Origin of the sequence: Leptospira fluminis (genome assembly GCF_004771275.1) — a bacterium.
GTDB lineage: Bacteria > Spirochaetota > Leptospiria > Leptospirales > Leptospiraceae > Leptospira_B > Leptospira_B fluminis.
Genome location: NZ_RQEV01000003.1, coordinates 180,394 through 199,652, shown reverse-complemented (window position 1 = coordinate 199,652; position 19,259 = coordinate 180,394). Strand labels below are relative to the sequence as shown.

The window sequence follows — 19,259 nt, the reverse complement described above, 5'->3', positions numbered from 1 at the left end:
AAACCGGAACGAAACGAACCCTTCTCCGTTTTTCTTCCTCTCGCTTAAAAAACAAGGTAAGATCATCCGAGTTCCAAAGAGCATGAAGTCGTATTCCGGCGGTTTTAGTTGGCAAATAAGCGAGGTTTTGGGACTCTGGCGGTATTCCCTTTCTCCTATGAAAGTCGCCTAAACGGATAGGTAGGTTATTATGATTAGCGTCTCAGGTCTTTCCCTTAATTTCGGCAAAAAGATCCTATTTGAAAACGTAACCTTGAAGTTTAAGGAAGGTTGTCGTTACGGCTTGATCGGAGCGAACGGCTCCGGAAAATCCACGTTCATGAAGATATTGGCGGGCATGGAACAGCCTGCTGCAGGATCAATCGCGATCGATGCGGGTATCAAAGTCGGTTATCTGAAGCAGGACCATTACGAGTACGAAAACGAAAAGGTGCTCGATACCGTAATGATGGGGAACAAGGAATTGTGGGAGATCGCCAAAGAAAGGGACTCGATCTACTCCAAGCCGGAAATGTCCGACGAAGACGGTATTCGTGTTTCCGAATTGGAGGAGACGTTCGGAGAAATGGGCGGGTATGAGGCGGAGAGTATCGCCGGAGAACTTCTGGAAGGTCTCGGGATTCCGACAAACATACATGCTCAAACTCTTTCCTTTCTTACGGGCGGATTCAAGCTGAGGGTTCTTCTTGCGCAGGTGCTCTTCCAAAAACCGGACGTCCTATTGTTGGACGAGCCTACCAACCACTTGGATATCAAAACGATCCATTGGCTGGAATCGTTTCTCTTGAACTACAAAGGCGTCGTAGTAGTGATTTCCCACGACCGTCACTTCATCAATTCCATCGCTACTCATATCGCCGACTTGGATTACCAGGCGATGACCGTGTATCCCGGAAATTACGACGAATACATGGAAGCCGCTCAAGCGTCCCGGGAGCGCAGTGTGGCGGACAATAAACGAGCCAAGGAAAAAATCGCCGAGCTTCAGGAATTCGTAAGCCGTTTCAGCGCGAACGCCGCAAAGTCCAAGCAGGCGACTTCCCGTCAGAAGATGATCGAAAAGATCAAAGACAATATGATAGATATCCGGCCGTCTTCCCGACAATTTCCGTACATCGTCTTTAAAATGAAGAGACCTTTAGGAAAGGATGTCATTATCGCCGAATCGATTTCCAAATCCTACGAGGATAGAAGTATCTTCAAGGATTTTACCATCAATATTACGAAGGGGGAAAAGATCGCGATTATCGGTACGAACGGCGTAGGTAAGACCACTCTTCTCAAAACCCTGATGAAACAGATGGAACCGGATTTAGGATCCGTACTGTTCGGAGAATCCGTCGAGGCATCGGTCTTTCCCCAGGACCATAGGGAAGGGATCGAAAAAGATGCGGATACGATCGTGGAATGGTTGTACCGTTATGCGCCACCGGGAACCGAGATGGAAGAGATCCGCGCGATTTTGGGAAGGATGCTCTTCAGCGGAGAGATGGCGAAGAAGCCTACCCAAGTTCTTTCCGGAGGGGAAAAATCCAGAATCATTTTAGGCAGGATGATTCTGGCCCAAGACAATCTTCTCGCTTTGGACGAACCTACGAACCACTTGGATTTGGAATCCATCGAATCCTTGAACTACGCTTTGACGAAATTCGAAGGAACGGTCTTGTTCGTATCCCACGACCGGGAGTTCGTTTCTTCCATAGCGACCCGCGTTTTAGAGGTTACGACCGAAGGGATTCGGGATTTCAAAGGAACCTACGAGGAATTTTTGGAAAGGGAAGGAGCCGAATTCTACAAACGGCTCGCTGGTGGTCCCGTACTCGCGGAAGCGAAATAGCCTCTCGTACTATTCTACCCGTTTGTTCGTTGGAGATGGGCCGTTAAAAGATTCAAAGCCTCTCTTCTGTGAGAGACTGAGTTCTTTTTTTCCTCATCCACCTGCGAAAACCGGGCCCCGAACGCGGGAAAATAAAAGATCGGATCGTACCCGAATCCTTTGCCTGTCGTATCGTAATCCTCCGCGATTCGACCGTGACATTCTCCTCGAAAAGTGAATTCGGATGTTCCGTCTACGAGCGCGATCACGCAGACATACTTTGCGCTTCGGTTTTCCTTCCCCTTCATTTTTTCCAGAAGAAGTCTAGTTCTTCCTTCGTCATCCAAACTAGGATCTCCGAATCTGGCGGAATGGATTCCCGGAGCTCCGTCGAGAGCTTCCACGGAAATTCCGGAATCGTCCGCTAACGACGGTATTTTGCAGAGGGCAAATAACTCCCTGGCCTTGATCAAAGCGTTTTCTTCGAAAGTGGAGCCTGTCTCTTCGGGGTTCGATTCCAACCCCAGCTCTTTGGGGGTCTTCAATTCAATCCCCAAGGAGGCAAGGATGGCTCTTATTTCGCGGACTTTATGCGGATTATTGGAGGCTAAGACTAGGGATTTCAATTTCCCAGTTTGAATTCGTCGAAGGCATCGTCGATGGTGGGAACGACTTTGAAGACCTTGTCCAGCATGGTGATTTCGAACAACTGTAGAAGGTCCTCGTCGTTTACCACGATGATGATATCGCCTTCCGCAGAATTGAATTTTTTCTTATAGGATACTAGGATTCCTAGTGCGGTGGAACAGATATGACTCACCTCCGTAAGGTCGATGATGACTTTCGGAGAAGGGTCGAAATTATGATCGCTGAGGTTACGGTCCAGTTCCTCGCTGTCCGATTGGAGGATGGATCCGGAGATCTTGATGATATGAATGTCGTCTTGAACCGTAATTTCCATGTGAGTACCGAAACCTTGTGTGCCGATTTGAAATTTTTATAGCAAGCAAAAAATCGCATTTTTCCGGGATTCTCCCGCTTTCCCTTCGCGAAATGAAGCAAAAAACGCAATTTGTACGGCGCAGAAAAAAATCCTAGCGTATACTTCCGCGCATTTCCTTCGAATCCGACATAAAATGAGAATCATTCAAGAGAAGGATGCTTCCGTTTCGAATCCAAAAAACGGAATACCGTCGGTAAAACGAATTCCTTAAATTCCGAATTTAGTCTTGCTTCGCCGCGGCAATCGAAATGGATTTGATCGACGAACATTTCTTTCGGATAACGAAAATCGGGAAAAGAAAAGAAAGCCGCATTCTTTCTGCCGTCGATCAGTTTTTTTACCGCAGAACGCACGGCCACGGAATTTGCGGTGTTTTCTAATTCCATGATTCCCGGCATGTACAAAAACCCGAAAAGGATTCCTTCCTTTTCGCAGAAATCGATCAAGTCAATCAAAGGGGCAAAATCCTGGGAAAGAACCCGATTCTGGGATTCTATCGATTTTTCTAATATTTGCTTCACGTATTCGCGGGACTGGTACGTCTGGAGAGGATTCATTCGATTCGAGATATTGTATTTTCCCAGGTTTAAATCCAGCCATTCTTTGATCAGAATATTGTCCTGTAGCCGGGATCCGGAAGGCAGGCAGAGGCCTGCCTCCACCGCCCGGCAGGAGGAACAGTTTCGGATCCAAACGGAATTTTCCTTTTCGGTTTCCCAGTTGGATAGGCTAAGGGAGTTCTCGACGGATCTTCTATATTTATAAGTAGAATATAATAAAGGAGCGGCTTTGGACAGGATAAAGATCCGTTCCACACCCTGGAACTGACCCGCCAGTTCCGAAAAGGAAAATTGGTGCAGATACCTTTGTCCGAAAAAATCCCAGAGAAAGGAATCCTCCCGCCTCGGGTCCAGAGGATCCAAGTCAGATTGGGTCTGTTGTCTGAAAAAGGTGTTTTTCCAACCTTCCTTCCAGCGCCTTTCGGAATATTCCCCCAAACCCTCGTTTTTCATGGTCCTCAGACCGGAAGGGTCGTACAAAGGAGGACCGTAGCCCTGGGAATACAGCACGCTGCTTGCGGCAAAAAGCAATAGCTTCGGTTTCTTGTTTCCGAATTTTAAATATTTCTCTAATAGAAATTTATAATATCTTGGCCCCATTGCGGGAAGGCTGTGGTTATAGACTTCGTAGCCGTCTTTTTCCCCTTTTACTCCGGCAAGAGCCATGCTTCGGGAATCTCCGAGTATTACGATATCGGCCTTTCCTTTTCCGGATTCGATCGTTTCCCGTTTGTAGTTCACAAAAAAGGTTTCAGGTTCCTCCATAAAATAGCTCGGCAGGAAACGTACGATCGCTTCTAAAAGTGCGAAAAAAAATACTGCGATCAGAAGTCCGGAAAGTTTAGAACGCAAAATAAATGACCTCCTTACCGAAGATCCCTTTCAATACGACGGTTCCGAATAAAAGGATAAATACGGCGGCTTGCAGCCAGGGCCCTTTCTTCAGGAGAAAATACCTGTCTTTTCTCGTATAAACGAAATAATCGATAATTAGTAGCGGGAGCGCGATCCGAAGCATTTCGCCGAGATAATGACCTACGGAAAGGACGCCGTTGACTTGTTCCGTCAGGTTCCAAGGGGAAAAAATCTGGGAATACAGCAGTAGCATATGGTGCGTATCGTACGCTCGAAAGGCCACCGCGCTGAGCGCGAAGAGTAGGAACGTAAGGAACCTGCTTCCAACGGCTATGGGAATCCGGATCCACGCCGGAGAGGGAATCTGAGAATTCGGCGGCGGGAAATTCCAGAGAATGACCATATAAACGACCGTAAAAATTCCGTTCAAGAGTCCCCAGGTGACAAAGGTCCAGTTCGCACCGTGCCACAAGCCGGAAAGTCCGAATACGATCAATATATTACGGATTTGTTTTGTTCTAGTCGTTCTACTTCCGCCTAACGGAAAGTATACGTATTCCCGGAACCATCGATTCAAGGTGACGTGCCATCGTGTCCAAAGCTCTATGGGAGTGGCGGAATATTCGGGAGTTTCGAAATTTACTGTCAATTGGACTCCCAAAAACCGGGAGATTCCGAGCGCGATAAAGGAGTAACCCGCAAAATCACAATAAATCTGGATCAAAAAGCCGAGAGTAGCGACTAAGACCTGCCCCCCTCCCATTCCTAAGGCATGGTCGGAGTGGGTAAGATACGCTTCCTTATTCGGAAAATAGATTTGATCCACTAAAGGGCCAAGATTATCCGCTACGTATACCTTTAGAAAATATCCTAAGAGCACGTCCCATACCCCTTCCAAAAGGATTCCCGTGTCAGGAAATTTAGGTTTTTTTAATTGAGGAAGGAGATCTCCCGCTCTTTCTATGGGACCGGCGACTAATTGGGGAAAATAAGTCACGAAAAGAGCAAAATCGAAGAAATCCTTTTCCGCTCGAATTTGTCCTTTGTACACGTCTATCGTATAGGACATAGTTTGGAACGTGTAGAAGCTGATTCCGACGGGAAGGACCACCGATTTCAAAAGGAAGGAACCGCTTCCGCCGATCGTTTCCCAGCCCAGAAAACCTGCCAAAGAGTTCCATTGGTGGACTAGGCTGTCTGCGAAGAAATTGAAGTATTTCATCGCGAATAGGATGCCTAAATTGGATAGGATCGAAAAGAAGAGGAAGATCCTTTTTCTTTTTCTATCCCCGCTTCCATCGATTCCGAGGGCCGCAATATAATCCACGAGCGTGCTCAAAACGATTAGAATGAGGAAAATCCAATCCCACCATCCGTAAAAGAAATAAGAGGCAGCCAAAAGCCAAAGATTCTGCCCCCGAGCCGCCCACGAATGCCGTTTAGCCCAGAGGCCTAAACCCAAAAAAATCGTATAAACAAGGATAAAAAATAGGAGGAATACGAATGTGTTGAAAAGCATCGGGTCGAAAACGGATCTTCGACAGTTTTACGAACGAAGTGGACAGGTCAACTTGAATGGATGGGCAACCTGAGTCAAATCTATGTCGCATTTCCGGTGTCGGAAAGTTCCGTTTCGCAGAGTCCGAGTATACAAGCGTACTTTCCTGTCTTTTTTTTCCGAATTAAGAAGTCCTATAGGATAGCTTAAAAATAAATTGCTTTTTTGTGTCAATTTTAAATGAAAAAGTCGTAATATTCACTGTTTTGATGGATTGTAGTTGCACTCGGATTTCCGCTGTGTACGATCTTTCGGTGCCGCTTTGTTTATGTTTACCTTAAGTTATTCCCAAAAATTGACGGTCGGCTTTCTCCTTGCCGTATCGATGGTAGCGGCGATAGGCGGAGCTTTCTTCTGGAATCATCTTACATTGGCCAAAGCTAAGTCTTCGGAGGAAAATACCCGGGAGATTATGCTGAAACTGGAATCAATTTCTTCTAATATTAAGGATTCTGAAATATTGGCGATCCGTTATGCGGGCACGGTCGGCGGATCTTTCCGTGAAGTTTTCGGGAAGTCCTTATATACGACGGAGATCAAGATCGTAGAACTGAGAATTCTAACCAGGGAAAATCCGAAACAACAGGAGCGTGTCCGAAAACTCGAATCTTTGGTTCATCTTCTGGGCGACTCCGCTCTTACGGTAGTTCCGGTCAATTCGCCCTTTTGGGAAAAGATACTCGGGATCTTGGAGGAGATGAAGGTTGCCGAGAAAGCCCTGTTCCAGGAAAGGGCCGCAATATTCCAAACTAGGATAGATATCGGGCAGATCATCATTTTGATCTTTTCGATCTTCAATCTTTTTCTTCTGACGGCACTGTTTCGGATCTTAAAAAAGGAGTCCGAGAGAAGGTTGAACGCGGAGAAAAGTTTATCCGACCAGAACAATCTTTTGGAATCGATCCTGAACAATATGGCGGACGGGGTCTTTGCGATCGATAAGGAGGAACGGATCTTTCTTTGTAACGCTAGGATTCTGGAATTGGTAGGAAGCATTCCGGTTCTTCAAGAGGATTGGCGGATCTGGATTCGGAAGTGCGGATTTACGATTGCAAAAGTCGATTCTTCCGATGGTACGAATCTCGAAGATTCTTTGGTCGTCATTCAAGAGTTTTTCAAAAGGGAATCCAGCAGGTTTTCCATGCATGCCGTCAAACCGGGTCCGGAAGAATCCATTCTGGAAGTGAACGTAAGGTTGTTGAAGGACCGTCTCGGCGATCCTATCGGTCGAGTGGTTCTTGTGACGGAAGTCACGGATCGTTTTTTGAAGGAAAGGCAGATCAAGGAATTGAATCTACGACTGGAAAAAAATCTAAAAAAGGCCGAAAATGCGAATCGAGAATTGGAGGCTTTTAGCTATTCCGTTTCCCACGATTTACGCTCCCCGATCCGCGGGATAGACGGGTTTACGAAAATCCTAGTGGAGGATTATTCCGAAGTTTTGGACGCAGAAGGCAATCGTCTCTTGGGTGTGATCATGAAAAACACAAAGGTCATGGGGCAACTGATCGACGATCTTCTCGAGTTTTATAGAATTTCGAAGAACGACCCTAAATTGGATCCGGTCGATATGAATCGACTCGTCCGAGACTGTATCGTTTCATTGGAGCTTAATAGACCCGCCTTTGCGCATGACGTACATATCGCGGAATTATCCCCGGCTTACGGAGATTCGCCCATGATCAAACAGGTTTTGATGAACCTGATTTCCAACGCTTTCAAATACTCCTCCAAAAAGAACGACGCTATGGTGGAGATCGGGGGCTCGGTCGGAGACGGGGAGAATACGTATTACGTGCGGGATAACGGGGCCGGGTTCGACCATCAATATGCGCATAAGTTATTTAAAATATTCCAAAGGCTGCATTCTCCCGATGAATTTGAAGGAACCGGGATCGGGCTCGCGATAGTGGAAAAGATCGTGAGTCGTCACGGGGGAAGAGTTTGGGCCGAAGGAGAAAAAAATAAAGGGGCGACGTTCTATTTTACGTTGCCTTCGGAGGTTTAAATTATGAATAACTCGCGGAATTTCGAGATTCTATATGCGGAAGATAATCCGAGCGATGCCGAGTTGACAATGAGAGGATTTAAAAAGAGAAATCTGTTCAATCGTATCGCACATGTTCGGGATGGGGAGGAGGCTCTCGATTTCCTGTTTTGTCGCGGGAGATTCGCGGATCGGGACGTAAACGAAGTTCCGTTATTCGTCCTTCTCGACTTAAAAATGCCTAAGGTGGACGGGTTGGAAGTTTTGAAAGCGATGAAGGCGGACAACAAACTCAAATTGGTTCCGGTCATTATGCTGACTTCCTCCTCCGAGGAGAAGGACATAGTGGAAAGTTACGAATTAGGAGTGAACAGCTATATAGTCAAACCCGTGGAATTCGAGAAACTCATAACTACCGTCACCGAAATCGGGCAATATTGGTGTATCGTGAATAAATCGGTGATTTAAAATGAAGCGTCTTAAATTTCTTTTTTTAGAGGATTCACCTACGGACTTGGAACTGATCCAGCGAGAACTTAAAAGAGGAGGTGTGGAATACGTTTCCCTACATGTACAGGACCGCGAAGCTTATCTAAAAGCTATCGTGGAGGAAAAACCGGATTTCATTTTTTCGGACTTTTCTCTACCGAATTTCGACGGTTTGTCCGCACTGACTCTTGCTAAGGAAGCTTGTCCGTCCACGCCTTTCATTTTCGTTTCGGGAACATACGGAGAAGACGCCGCAATCCAGACATTAACCAGAGGCGCTACGGACTACGTATTGAAAGATCGTTTAGTGAAATTGGTTCCCGCGCTTAAAAGAGCCTTAAGAGAGAGCGAAGAAACCGAAGCCAGAAGAAAAGCCGAACGAGACAAATTCGAGATAGAAGAACAGCTCAGGCAGAGTCAGAAACTGGAGGCGATGGGCTTCTTAGCGGGAGCGATGGCGCACGAAATCAACAATCCGATTATGGCTATCATAGATTATGCCAGAATGATAGAAAAAGGCGAATCCGATGTTGAGAAGGTGAAACGCATGGCGATTAAAATCCAGACGGAAGGGGAGAGGATCTCCGTGATGGTTAAGGATCTTCTCCGATTCGCGCGTCAGGAAAAGGGGCAGTTCGAAAAAGTAACGCTTACGCATAGCTTGATCAAGATGAAATCCATCTCGGAGCAAAGAGCTAAGATGAGCAAAATTTTCCTGCAAGTCGACACTACGGAAGATGTGTGTCCGGTTTTATGCAAAGAAGGACAGATCCTACAAGTTCTTTTGAATTTGGTGAACAATTCCATAGATTCCTTGAACCAAAAAAACGAAGGTTATTACGACGATAAGCGGGTGAGCGTTTTCGCCAAAATGGTGGACATGGGAAATAAACCTTGGGTCAGAATCACGGTCGAAGATACTGGGGTGGGAATTCCTCCCGAAATCGGTAGATCCATTTTTAATACGTTTTTTACCACTAAGGAAGCGGACAAGGGGACCGGCTTGGGCTTATCCGTAAGCCTGAGTATCGTAAAGGAGCACGGAGGTTATCTTTCGTTCGAGAGCGTGCCGATGGAGTATACGCGGTTTTTCTTGGATCTTCCCTGCGCGGTTTAAAGATAAAATTCGATGGACCTTTTCGCGGATCCGTCGTTTATTATCGGATCGTAAGAGATTATGCCTTCCGACGAATTATACAAACCTACCGATCCTAGCTTTAAACTAAGTAAGGGTGCAGTCCGTCTCGCTTCCGATGTCTCTTTGGGAACTCTGGAAGGAGTACGGTCCCTTTTGACTTCTTCTTTCGAATGGATGTCCCAAAAGTTAACGGAATTGTCGGATGCCCCCGTGTTGGAAAGAACGGAATTAGCTTCCCTTTTTCGGGAAACCGGCTCTTCCTTACAACGGGCTTCGGAAAAAACGAATTCGGGATTGATTCGGGCTCTCGAGTCCACTGCGGCCGCCATGCAAACCGCATTGGGTTCCCTGGATCAGGCGGATTCGTTCGTTAAAAAAAAGCTCTTCGAGAATATCCCCGTGTCCAGCATAGTAGGGGAATCCTTTGCGGACTTCGTGGCCACGTCCACCATTCGACCTTCCTTTCGATTGAACGGAAGAGATGCGAACGCAAGGGAGGTGCTGCAAGATTGGCAACGTTCCGGTTTGACAAGAACAGTGATATGTGTACCGGGTTTGTTTTGTGACGAAGGACTTTGGAGCGCCGAGGGTGCGTTTAGTCCGGTTGCGACTATGGTTCGGGAAGGTTATTATCCGATATACCTACGTTTTAATCCGGGGGCCCATATTTCTAAAAACGGCGAGGCGTTATACTCTCTCCTCAAGGATCTGCTTACCTCGCCGGAATTTCAAAACGAGAAAACGGATTTTTTATCCTACAGCCAAGGCGGCTTGATTTTAAGGAGCGCTTTTTATCTGGCTGGGAAAGAAGGATTTCGGTTTTCGGAAAGGATACGTCATGCGCTATTTGTGAGCTCCCCCGACGGAGGATCCTATATAGAAAAGATCGGATTTTGGCTGGGGTTAGGCGCGGAATCCTTGCCGGTGTTTCCGGTAAATCTGATCGGATACATCGGTAACCAAAGAAGCGACGCGATGAAGGATTTGTCCCACGGATTGATCCGAGAGGAAGATTGGCAAAAAAAAGATCCGATCGGAAGATACGGACAGGAATTCTATTTCGGAGAGCTGGACGAAGTGAATGCGACCCAGGTCTATAGCCTTGTTTCGGAAAAACCGGGCGACTGGTCGAGCTGGATCGGAGATGGCATCGTGGAGAAATCCAGTCTCGAAGCTCTTTCCGAACGAGTGTATCGAAAGAAGTCAAATCCCGAAAAAAGAGTCCGAGTACTATTCGGTTTGTCTCACTATCAAATTCTGACTTCTCCCAAATTCCAAGAAGTGTTGACAGATTGTTTGAAGACAAACGAATAAAAATTATATCGATTGTTTTAAATAAAAAATCCGGAATATAAGTAATATATAAGTACGGCTTGTGTCTTCCGTCAGGCAAGGAGGTAGGATAATAACAAAAACTTAGGTGAAAATTGATGAAGAGAACGTATCCTTTTTTGGTCCTTGCCCTGCTTTTGTCGGCCGGCAACGGCCTAATGGCGAGTCGGGGAGCCGTTGTCCCGAATCCGATCGATTTATTCGAGCAATCTCCTGAAGCGAAAGCAATCGGTATCCAAAGGCAAATTCAAAGAGAAGTAAATCTGCCCGTTCATAAAGCGCTCTTTTACGGGACTCACAATTCTTATAACAGTAGGGCATACGCCGGTCCTTTCTTTTCCTATTCGTTTCCCAACCAACAATATTCGATCACTGACCAGCTTCGTCTAGGGGCCCGATTCATCGAACTCGACGTGCATTACGTTTTGGGAGCGCATTTCGCCAAAGATTTTCTACTTTGTCATGCGCAGGCCAACGGAGTAGGATGCAACGTCTTTGACCGCCCTGTAGGAAACGGACTCTCCGAAATCCAAAATTGGATCTCCGCTCCGCAAAACCAGAACGAGATCATCATTCTGTACATAGAGGATTATATAGACAATCGAGCGGATCAATTTTTGAATATCGTCAAAAGTTATCTAGGCCCTTATCTTTACGAATATTCCACCGGAGCTTGCGGCGACGTTCCGAGTCCCGATACTATGCCTAAGCTAAAGGACATGCTTTCTTCCGGCAAAAGGATCCTTCTCATGAGCGACTTCTGCTATCCGGGCGCATGGAACTCCTATTTTAAACAGATGTTCTTCGGGAATTTCTCCATCCATCCCAAGGATTTTCGAGGGTACCCGGATTGTAACTGGAGTAGAAGTACTTACGATTCTTCCATGACCAGAGTATATAACGACAGTACCAATTACTTCGGAATTTACGACGGAGTAAAAGAAACCGGAACATTTACGAATTCTAATATTCCGCAAATGTTGTCCTGCGGTATAAGCGTTTTCGGAATCGACCAATTCAATCCGGATTTCGCAAAATTAGGACTCTGGTCTTGGGGGGCCGGGGAACCGAACAACTACAATAACAACGAGCATTGCGCCCAGATCCGGAGCGACGGTCGCTGGAACGATAATAATTGCTCCGTAAATTTCCGTTACGCCTGCAAAGACGGTTTAGGCAATTGGGCGATTACGGATTCCTCAGGCAATTGGAGTAACGGCCGAAGCGCCTGCGCGGCGTACGGTTGGCAATTCTCCGCTCCACTCACCCCGTACGAAACCACGAAACTGCAGGAAACCAAAACTTCCAAAGGAGCCTCCGATGTTTGGGTCGATCTGACCGACCAATACAGGGAAGGCTATTGGGAAAAGGGTAGATAACCCTTTCGTTCCCGAACGGAATCCATCCTCATTACGCAACCGGTCCGGGGTCATTAGCCGCTTCCCCCCGACCGGTTTTTTTTTATCGACGAGAAGTATAAGGAGGTTCAATCTCAACCGAGTGGGATTTTTAACGAGTTCCCGATCATTCTCCCGGTAAAAGGGCACAAAAAGGCATTCAGGCCATGTCGTATCGATCCTATAAAGTTCTCCTGGCGGAAGACGACGAAACCTCCGCAGATCTTTTGATCCATTTTCTGGAAAGATATAATTTCGAAGTAGATCACGTCGTAGACGGTGTTGCCGCGGAATTGAAACTTAAAAAAGACGTCTACGATCTGATTCTTTTGGACAATCAAATGCCGCTTTTGTCCGGTCTTAGATTGGTCGAAAGGATTCCCGATAAGAACAAGAACAGACCCATCATTTTTTTAACTGTAAGTAACGAAAGGGAAAACATCCTGCAGGCGGCAGCTAGCGGTCAATTGGCGGCTTACTTGTTGAAGCCCTTCGAACCGAATTCGCTACTCGCGAAAATTAAATCGGCGTTGAGAATCGAGCAAACTTCTTTGATTGATAAGAAGGAGTTCCCTTTTTCCATTCAGAAAATTTCCAAAGAAGGTTACGGAGCGGGAGTGAGGTTGGTCGGTTGTCCTTACGGGAAAACTCCCGAAAGAATCGTTCAGGAAATCAGTTTTGTCTTAAAAGAATTATCGCAGGCAAGACGTTTCTTTTTGGAGATAGAGGAAGCGTTTCACTTTCACAAGAATTACTTCGAACTGTTGAATGCCGTCGTCTCTAAACTTGCGACTAAGTACGAGATCCCACAGGAAAATATTTTAGTCATTGATACCGTTTAATTTTTTTGGAACCGTTGATTGCTCGTTCGGTCAGAGGATCAGTAACGAGGAGATAAAGAGATGTTTCGTAAAGTTGCAAAAATGACCGCTATCCTTGCCGTGATTAGTTCGGCTATCGTCTTCGCACAAGGTTGCGGTCATCATAAATGGCTTTCCCCTGAAAAAAGGGCGGAAATGGTCGTGCAAAAATTGAAATCCGAATTGGAGTTAAACGAGTCCCAAGCCGCGACCTTAGAAAAGATCAAAGGTGAAGTTCTTGCAAAACGAAAAGAATTGAATCTGCCAGAAGGACATTTTCTTCCTAAAGAGGCTGTGGATGAAATTCGCGGCGAAAAACTGAATGTTGATAAATGGAACAAGTACGGTCAGGAAAGAGAAAAGAAAAAAGGGGAACTCCGGACTTTTATTCTGAAAAAAGCGGTCGAGTTTCACGCAATTCTGACCCCGGCACAACGAAATAAGCTGGCGGATCTGATTACGAAGTTCCAAGATAAATTCCGGAAAGAGAAGGAAGAAGGCTGATCCTTTTTCGTCGGAGGGTTTATGGGAGAGGAGGAATTTTCCCGCTTCGTCGATAATACTCGGGAGATCGTCCTAGCGGCGATCTCCCGCTATTTGTATGAACGCTTTTCCTACGCAATCGACGACGTCGCTCAGGAAACTTATTTGCGGGCTTACAAAGCCTTATTGAAGGGTCAGTTTCGTGGAGATTCCAAACTGACCACTTGGCTTTATACGATCGCAAGAAACGAATCCATTCGTATGAACGAAGTATTGGGACGAGAAGAAAACAAGGCGGAAAAAGCCGGTAAAAGATTCGAAGAGGAAGGTAAGTTGGAACCTGCCGTCTCCGATTCGGAGGAATTGGAAGATCTCCCTACTTGGGAGAAGGCAAAGATTTGGGTGATGCAACTTCCCGAATCTTATAGAAGCGTTCTTCAATACTATTTTTCCGGCTATTCCGAAAAACAAATCGCCGAAGCTTTAGGTGTTCCCGCAGGTACTGTAAAGTCCCGGGCGGCTCGGGGCAAGGAAATGCTTAGAAGGATGCATAATTCTGATAGAAGAGAAGGAGGGGTAAGATGGGAAGAATGAACGAACAACGCCCCGATATGTACAAGGAAATCAGCTCTCGGAAATCCGATCCTGATTGGCCAAGAGAAATCGCGTCTAACGTGATTGCTCGGTTTCATCAGGAGTCCGAGAAGAATAAATCGATCCTTTATTTGGATAGAAAATGGTTGGCGGCGGCCGCCGTTTTTTTGGTCGGTATTTCGATCGGATGGTTTACTTGGAACAACATACGTCACGAAGAGGATTCGATCCGAGAGGTTTCATGGATATGGGAAGGGGATTCTTACATCTCCGTCCTCGAATCGAATTTTTAATCGAGATGTTTCCTTTTCCGAGTTGGATTTCGATTCGGAAAAGGAAACGACCTTTCGTTTCTCCGTTTGCCCGAATCGGAATCGCGGGTTCTATCTAGATAAAAGAGTCTCCGTAGAAGTTCGGTCGATTTTCAGGGACCAGAACACGGGGATTTTTATTCTTTGGTGACCGGTGCATTGGACGCCTCCCCTGACATCGTTCGCATAAGACATACAATCCGACGCCTCAAATTCGTCCGGAAGAAAGGCTACGGCCGAGTCTACCTCATTGAAATACTTGATTTTGATTCCGGGCATTCCTTGGAGAAGAGCGATAAAATACGCCAAAGGTTCCTCCGAAAATCGCGGTCGGACAATATATTCTTCCGGAAGTTTACCTTGATCGTTGGAATGAAGGCGATAAAACTCCCATGCTCGAACGGCTGCCGCTTCCCAGAACGCTCGAGGGTAAACGCCGTTCGGGAATTCTTCCTTAGTCGCCATGCTGAACCGGTCCGTGAATATTCTTCCGTCGCGTAATTTGCATACGATCAGAATTTCCGCAAAGGCGCTCAACCCGTCCGAGATCAGTAAATTCACCGGTATGACAGTAACGGTTGTTTGTGACGATTGTTCCGAGTTTTGCAATCTAATTCCGGACCGAAGGAAGAAGATCTGAGCGAAAGATTTTTGCAGGGCAGCGGAGGTCGGAATCGGAGCTTCTCTTAACAACGCCCATTGGGGCTGCTTGACGCTTTCGAAGATATTCGTACCGAACGGATAAAAAATCTGAGGCAGATAGGAAGGAGGAAAAATGACGTCGATTCGGACGGTATTTTCCTCGGAGAGAGCTATTTTGGTCGTAGTTATCGCACAGGCGCTCAGCAGGAAGAAAAGGGCGAGTATCCACCGGGTGAATCGGGTTTTTTGAATGCACTTTGTGCGAATCATTCCGATCTGTAAGAACTCCTTTCCGGAAATAAATAGAAACGAACCGATCGGAAAAGTAAAGAACAACCGGGAATTTTCGAAATGCGGGATTGGTGTTGTACGATCGGCAAGATTTGACGGGCCCCTGTCAGGTTGATATGTTTCAATTCCAACCTTGCAGGACCTCCTGCAATAGATTTTCAAAAAAAGATTTTACTCTTTAGCAAATATATGTTATGCGCCCGGAGGGGTACCACCGCACCGGCCCCCGCCCAAAGAGGGCGGGGCCCCCTCAAAAAAAACGCTCCCGTCCTTCCCTTTTCCTTACACGTAGCTCATGAATTCTTTGAGGAAAAAAATATCTATGAAAAATTTATCCATCGCAGTCGTTGACGGCTTCCTGACGGGAGATCCCGAGCTGAAAAAGATTTCCAGTGGTAAGTCCGTAGCTAATTTCACACTCGCTGTGAATCACAACTTTAAAAAGATCGAAGGAGAGGAACCTGAGGTTTCCTATCTCGAGGTAGAGGTCTGGGATCGCTCCGCCGAGAATTGCGCCGAATACTTAAAAAAAGGAAAAAAGGCTACTGTGATCGGTTATATAAAGCAGGATCGTTGGAAAAATCAGGAAGGGCAAAACCGGTCCAAGCTCAAGATCGTCGCGGAAGAAGTGCGATTCGATAGTTACGGGGATCGTAAGGAGCGGGAGGCGGCATAAGAGAAATCCCGGATTTGCCGAAAGGCAAATCCGGCGTGCGCGTTTTCCAAGATCGTTTCGCTTGTCCCCGAGAATCTATCTTGCTCCGATGAACCGTTTGTAATTCTTCGCACTACGCCTCGCGCGAATCTGTTCAAAAATTAAATTGCCCATTAAAGAAAAAGGAACCTTCGGATCCTTTCCTTCCGCCATTCTTTTAAACTGGACTCTAATAGCGGACATTCTGGACAAAGAATTCAACACGGGATTCGCAAGATTTGGAATATTCACGTTTGTTTTTTCGATCTTTCCTGAAATCAACCTAGAGGCGCAATCAGGCTCGAATGCGAACGGAGTCCCGATACCGATCATGTCGACCGCGCCGCTGAGAAGCGCGTCCTCCATAATCGATCTCGAACGAAATCCCCCGGTTGCCATTAAAGGCATTTTTGCCGTATCGCGTGCCTTTTTGGCGAAGTTCAAAAAGTAAGCCTCTCTTTGTTTCGTCCCCGTATTTTCCGTTCCTTGCATCGCCGGTGATTCGTAATTACCTCCGGAAATTTCAAGTAGATCGATGCGGGTTTCGTTTAACATTTCAATCACTTTTATCGCGTCTGCTTCTTCAAAACCGCCTTTCTGAAAATCTGCGGAATTCAATTTAACACCTACGCAAAACTCTCGTTTGGTGGAAGATCTGACTCCCTTAACGATTTCTAGTAGGATCCTCGCCCTGTTTTGAAGAGACCCGCCCCATTCGTCCTCTCGAAGATTGGTTAAAGGAGATAAAAACTGGCTAAGCAAATACCCGTGAGCGGAATGTACTTCCACCCCGTTAAAACCCGCCTTTTCCGCAAGCTTCGCTCCCATGATGAATCGATCTATAATGCGTTTGATTTCATCGGAGGTCAAGGCCCTTGGAGTTCCGAAAACCTTAGCCAGCATTCTTCCCGGAATCTGAACCTTAACCGCCGAGGGGGCGACCGGAACTTCGGAAATATAACCGAATACCTGTCGTCCCGGATGATTGATCTGCATCCAAAGTTTCGATCCTCCCGTCTGTGCAATCTCCGCTAGTTTTTGGAATCGATCTAGATTTCCGTCTTCTCTCAAAATGACGTTACCCGGACCGGTCAAAGCTCCTGGGTCCACCATCATATTGCCGGTAAGCAGTAAACCGGCCCCTCCACGGGACCAGCGCTCGTACAAACGAAACATGTTTTTGCCCGGGAGAAAATCTTTATCCGCTAACCCTTCTTCCATTGCAGCCTTTGCGATTCGATTCAGAAGGATTGTGCCGTTTGGGAGGATAAGGGGTTTCGCTAGGTTAGAAACAGAGTTCATTGCGTTCTCCGATTAGGAAAAAGATTTCCTACCCATCGGTATTTATCGAAGAAAAAGTGTCAAACTGAAATTCCTACCGGTCGGTATTTATTTTTTAGAAAAGATTCGATTCGGTTTGACTTGCCCGGTGTGATCTTTTAAAAAGAAGGCAGATCTTATGTCCAAAAGCCTCGGCTGGAAAAAACTCTCCGAAGATGTGCGTAGGGAATCCATATTAGTCGGAGCCATGCGTTGCTTCTTCAATAAGGGTTTCGAAAAGACCTCCGTTCAGGACATAGCCGACGCGGCAGGACTCACCAAGGGCGGAATTTACTTTCATTTCGATAGCAAAGAAGAAATCCGAGATACGCTGATCCGAGATTTCCTAAATCTGGATCGTTTCGGGTTCCAAGATCCCGAGGTGTTAAGACTCCCCGCCCATCTTCGTTTAGGCGAATATCTGGAACGTCTTGCGAATCGCCTTACCATAGAAGGAAATTGTTCTCCCCGATTGTTCGCGGAAGCGACCGCAAATGGCGGAACCATGGAAGATGAAATCATCGCCTTTTATGATTCTTTGGAAGCCATCTTCTCGTCCACGATAGAGGAGGGGCAAAAAAACGGACTTTTGGTCGCAACGCTTTCCCCTTCGATTCTTGCCAAAACGATTTTAGCCGTATTTGATGGGTTGCAAATTCAGTCCGATATCTCCCCGACTCGCCGAGAATTACAAAGTCAAGGAAGAGATGTTTTACGTTCTTTCTTTAAGAATTTGCTTTTTGTCCATAGACCGGATTGCCAATCCTAACAATATTGCGGGCCGCTTCCCCGGAGGTTTGCGGATTCGGAAAGGACCCATGCAGCTCGGAATGAAGACTTGACTTCTTATTTTCTAGTAGGTTTTCCTTTTAGGAATTGTTCCAATTTGTCTTTGGGTGGAGTCATTTGCAGCATCTCTTCCTTGCTTGGAATCATCCGTTTATCTGCTTCCCCCGTTAGAATTCCGGAACACGGGTCATCTTGGTTCTTCTTTTCTCCTTTGATCGCTCGGATCCAGGAGCACGCGATTTTTCGATACCCAAACATGTTCGGATGGATCCCGTCTCCGAAATAGTCCTCAACCGGAATCAGGGTATGATGCATATCTACAAGCGTCATTCTGGCCCTACTTTCCGGGGGAAAATTGTACCAGTTATTGGCAATGTAATTATTGTATTTAAAGATCACTTTATTAACCGTCTCATAATCGAAAGAATTATAACCCTTTTGCGGAGCGCTTACTTTGATGATTTGTGCGACGAACAGGTAGGTCTTCGGATTGCTTTGAAGTAATGCATTCAACAAAGTGAATAAACTAGCCCCTGCGGAAGTTGCCACTTGATCTATCATTGCATCCGTAGGATTCGAGTTTTTCAAAATTTGCCACATATCGTTGGTTCCCGAATGCACTAAGGTGATGTTAGAGAAACTCGCTAACTTTGCCTTTGGCAATAATTGTTCGTTCGTCCAACTCGGATATCCGTCGTGGGTTTGGGTATCGAATATCCATTGTGATGCGTTGGATCCACCGCTTTGGTAACCTTCGGTAGTGAACGCGATTCCGTCCTGCATAAACGAGTAAATCGTCATCCAGCCGCGGTATCCTCCTCCGGTCCTTGCAGGCGGCATACAAAGATATTGACCGATTTCATATACCGGGCATTGCCAATCTTTCGTAAAGCCGATCCCGTAGGTGATGGAATCGCCGAAAGGCCGGATGAGGACGGGACCTTTTAACTTGTACGGGCTTTGGGCTTGCGTCTTCGTTTGGAAGGATAGGAAGACGATCAAAATCTGAAAAAGAACGATTACCTTCTTGCTTTTCACGCTATGTTTTAACCTCAGCCGAAGGATAAAGGGATCATTCCTGCGTTCAAGTAATAAATGATTTTCTAACATTCCGGATCCGGTATGCTCTCGGTCTGAGCG

19 protein-coding genes are annotated in these 19,259 nt (G+C 46.4%); 12 read left to right on the top strand and 7 right to left on the bottom strand.

From position 1 onward, the window contains the following. Positions 1-190: 190 nt before the first annotated feature. The gene (locus tag EHO61_RS02885) at positions 191-1,837 is read left to right on the top strand and encodes an ATP-binding cassette domain-containing protein (RefSeq protein WP_135812127.1); all 1,647 of its coding nucleotides are present in this window, start codon (positions 191-193) and stop codon (positions 1,835-1,837) included. A gap of 14 nt (positions 1,838-1,851) precedes the next feature. On the opposite strand, the gene rdgB is transcribed toward EHO61_RS02885, so the two are convergent. The 4 genes from rdgB to EHO61_RS02865 all read right to left on the bottom strand — a co-directional run bounded on the left by rdgB (position 1,852) and on the right by EHO61_RS02865 (position 5,753). Beyond that, the gene (rdgB, locus tag EHO61_RS02880; protein ID WP_135812126.1) at positions 1,852-2,442 is read right to left on the bottom strand and encodes an RdgB/HAM1 family non-canonical purine NTP pyrophosphatase; all 591 of its coding nucleotides are present in this window, start codon (positions 2,440-2,442) and stop codon (positions 1,852-1,854) included. Continuing rightward, positions 2,439-2,777: an STAS domain-containing protein gene (locus EHO61_RS02875; RefSeq protein ID WP_010417441.1), complete on the bottom strand. Its 339-nt coding sequence runs from the start codon at positions 2,775-2,777 to the stop codon at positions 2,439-2,441. The genes rdgB and EHO61_RS02875 overlap by 4 nt, the downstream gene beginning before the upstream one ends. Positions 2,778-2,959: 182 nt before the next feature. Continuing rightward, positions 2,960-4,231 carry a DUF1574 domain-containing protein gene (locus EHO61_RS02870; RefSeq protein WP_135812125.1) on the bottom strand — a complete coding sequence of 424 codons (1,272 nt, stop codon included), beginning with the start codon at positions 4,229-4,231 and terminating at the stop codon, positions 2,960-2,962. Further along, a complete protein-coding gene (locus tag EHO61_RS02865) occupies positions 4,221-5,753 on the bottom strand; it encodes an MBOAT family O-acyltransferase (RefSeq protein ID WP_135812124.1) in 1,533 nt (510 codons plus the stop codon). Before EHO61_RS02865 ends, EHO61_RS02870 begins: the two co-directional genes overlap by 11 nt. A 307-nt stretch (positions 5,754-6,060) precedes the next feature. Here EHO61_RS02865 and EHO61_RS02860 point away from each other — a divergent pair, with 307 nt between their 5' ends. From EHO61_RS02860 to EHO61_RS02820, 9 genes are all read left to right on the top strand, one after another. Then, positions 6,061-7,800: an ATP-binding protein gene (locus EHO61_RS02860; protein WP_135812123.1), complete on the top strand. Its 1,740-nt coding sequence runs from the start codon at positions 6,061-6,063 to the stop codon at positions 7,798-7,800. 3 nt (positions 7,801-7,803) lie between these two features. Then, positions 7,804-8,247, top strand: a complete 444-nt coding sequence (locus EHO61_RS02855) for a response regulator (protein WP_135812122.1) — start codon at positions 7,804-7,806, stop codon at positions 8,245-8,247. A gap of 1 nt (position 8,248) precedes the next feature. Then, positions 8,249-9,385 carry a hybrid histidine kinase/response regulator LvrB gene (lvrB, locus tag EHO61_RS02850; protein ID WP_135812121.1) on the top strand — a complete coding sequence of 379 codons (1,137 nt, stop codon included), beginning with the start codon at positions 8,249-8,251 and terminating at the stop codon, positions 9,383-9,385. A gap of 60 nt (positions 9,386-9,445) precedes the next feature. Beyond that, entirely contained in the window at positions 9,446-10,720 is a 1,275-nt protein-coding gene (locus tag EHO61_RS02845) for an esterase/lipase family protein (RefSeq protein WP_135812120.1), read from the top strand. A 116-nt stretch (positions 10,721-10,836) separates the two neighbouring features. Then, positions 10,837-12,117 carry a phosphoinositide-specific phospholipase C-related protein gene (locus EHO61_RS02840; protein WP_135812119.1) on the top strand — a complete coding sequence of 427 codons (1,281 nt, stop codon included), beginning with the start codon at positions 10,837-10,839 and terminating at the stop codon, positions 12,115-12,117. 185 nt (positions 12,118-12,302) lie between these two features. After that, positions 12,303-12,977, top strand: coding sequence for a response regulator transcription factor (locus tag EHO61_RS02835; RefSeq protein WP_135812118.1), 675 nt, complete (start codon positions 12,303-12,305; stop codon positions 12,975-12,977). A gap of 60 nt (positions 12,978-13,037) precedes the next feature. Continuing rightward, on the top strand, positions 13,038-13,499 hold the full coding sequence (locus EHO61_RS02830; protein WP_135767443.1) for a Spy/CpxP family protein refolding chaperone: 462 nt from the start codon (positions 13,038-13,040) through the stop codon (positions 13,497-13,499). A 21-nt stretch (positions 13,500-13,520) separates the two neighbouring features. After that, a complete protein-coding gene (locus EHO61_RS02825) occupies positions 13,521-14,072 on the top strand; it encodes an RNA polymerase sigma factor (protein WP_135812117.1) in 552 nt (183 codons plus the stop codon). After that, the gene (locus EHO61_RS02820) at positions 14,069-14,365 is read left to right on the top strand and encodes a DUF3379 domain-containing protein (protein WP_246031981.1); all 297 of its coding nucleotides are present in this window, start codon (positions 14,069-14,071) and stop codon (positions 14,363-14,365) included. The genes EHO61_RS02825 and EHO61_RS02820 overlap by 4 nt, the downstream gene beginning before the upstream one ends. 90 nt (positions 14,366-14,455) lie before the next feature. Here EHO61_RS02820 and EHO61_RS02815 read toward each other — a convergent pair whose 3' ends face one another. Next, positions 14,456-15,295 (bottom strand): hypothetical protein, encoded by an 840-nt coding sequence (locus EHO61_RS02815; RefSeq protein ID WP_135812116.1) that lies wholly within the window; start codon positions 15,293-15,295, stop codon positions 14,456-14,458. A gap of 343 nt (positions 15,296-15,638) precedes the next feature. Between EHO61_RS02815 and EHO61_RS02810 the strand changes: the two genes are divergently transcribed. Continuing rightward, positions 15,639-15,992 carry a single-stranded DNA-binding protein gene (locus EHO61_RS02810; protein ID WP_135812115.1) on the top strand — a complete coding sequence of 118 codons (354 nt, stop codon included), beginning with the start codon at positions 15,639-15,641 and terminating at the stop codon, positions 15,990-15,992. A gap of 75 nt (positions 15,993-16,067) precedes the next feature. Here EHO61_RS02810 and EHO61_RS02805 read toward each other — a convergent pair whose 3' ends face one another. Further along, positions 16,068-17,312 carry an NADH:flavin oxidoreductase/NADH oxidase family protein gene (locus EHO61_RS02805; protein ID WP_135812114.1) on the bottom strand — a complete coding sequence of 415 codons (1,245 nt, stop codon included), beginning with the start codon at positions 17,310-17,312 and terminating at the stop codon, positions 16,068-16,070. A gap of 157 nt (positions 17,313-17,469) precedes the next feature. On the opposite strand from EHO61_RS02805, the gene EHO61_RS02800 reads away from it, so the two are divergent. Further along, entirely contained in the window at positions 17,470-18,099 is a 630-nt protein-coding gene (locus tag EHO61_RS02800; protein ID WP_135812113.1) for a TetR/AcrR family transcriptional regulator, read from the top strand. 77 nt (positions 18,100-18,176) lie between these two features. Here EHO61_RS02800 and EHO61_RS02795 read toward each other — a convergent pair whose 3' ends face one another. Then, positions 18,177-19,157: an SGNH/GDSL hydrolase family protein gene (locus EHO61_RS02795; RefSeq protein ID WP_246031980.1), complete on the bottom strand. Its 981-nt coding sequence runs from the start codon at positions 19,155-19,157 to the stop codon at positions 18,177-18,179. Positions 19,158-19,259 lie beyond the last annotated feature (102 nt).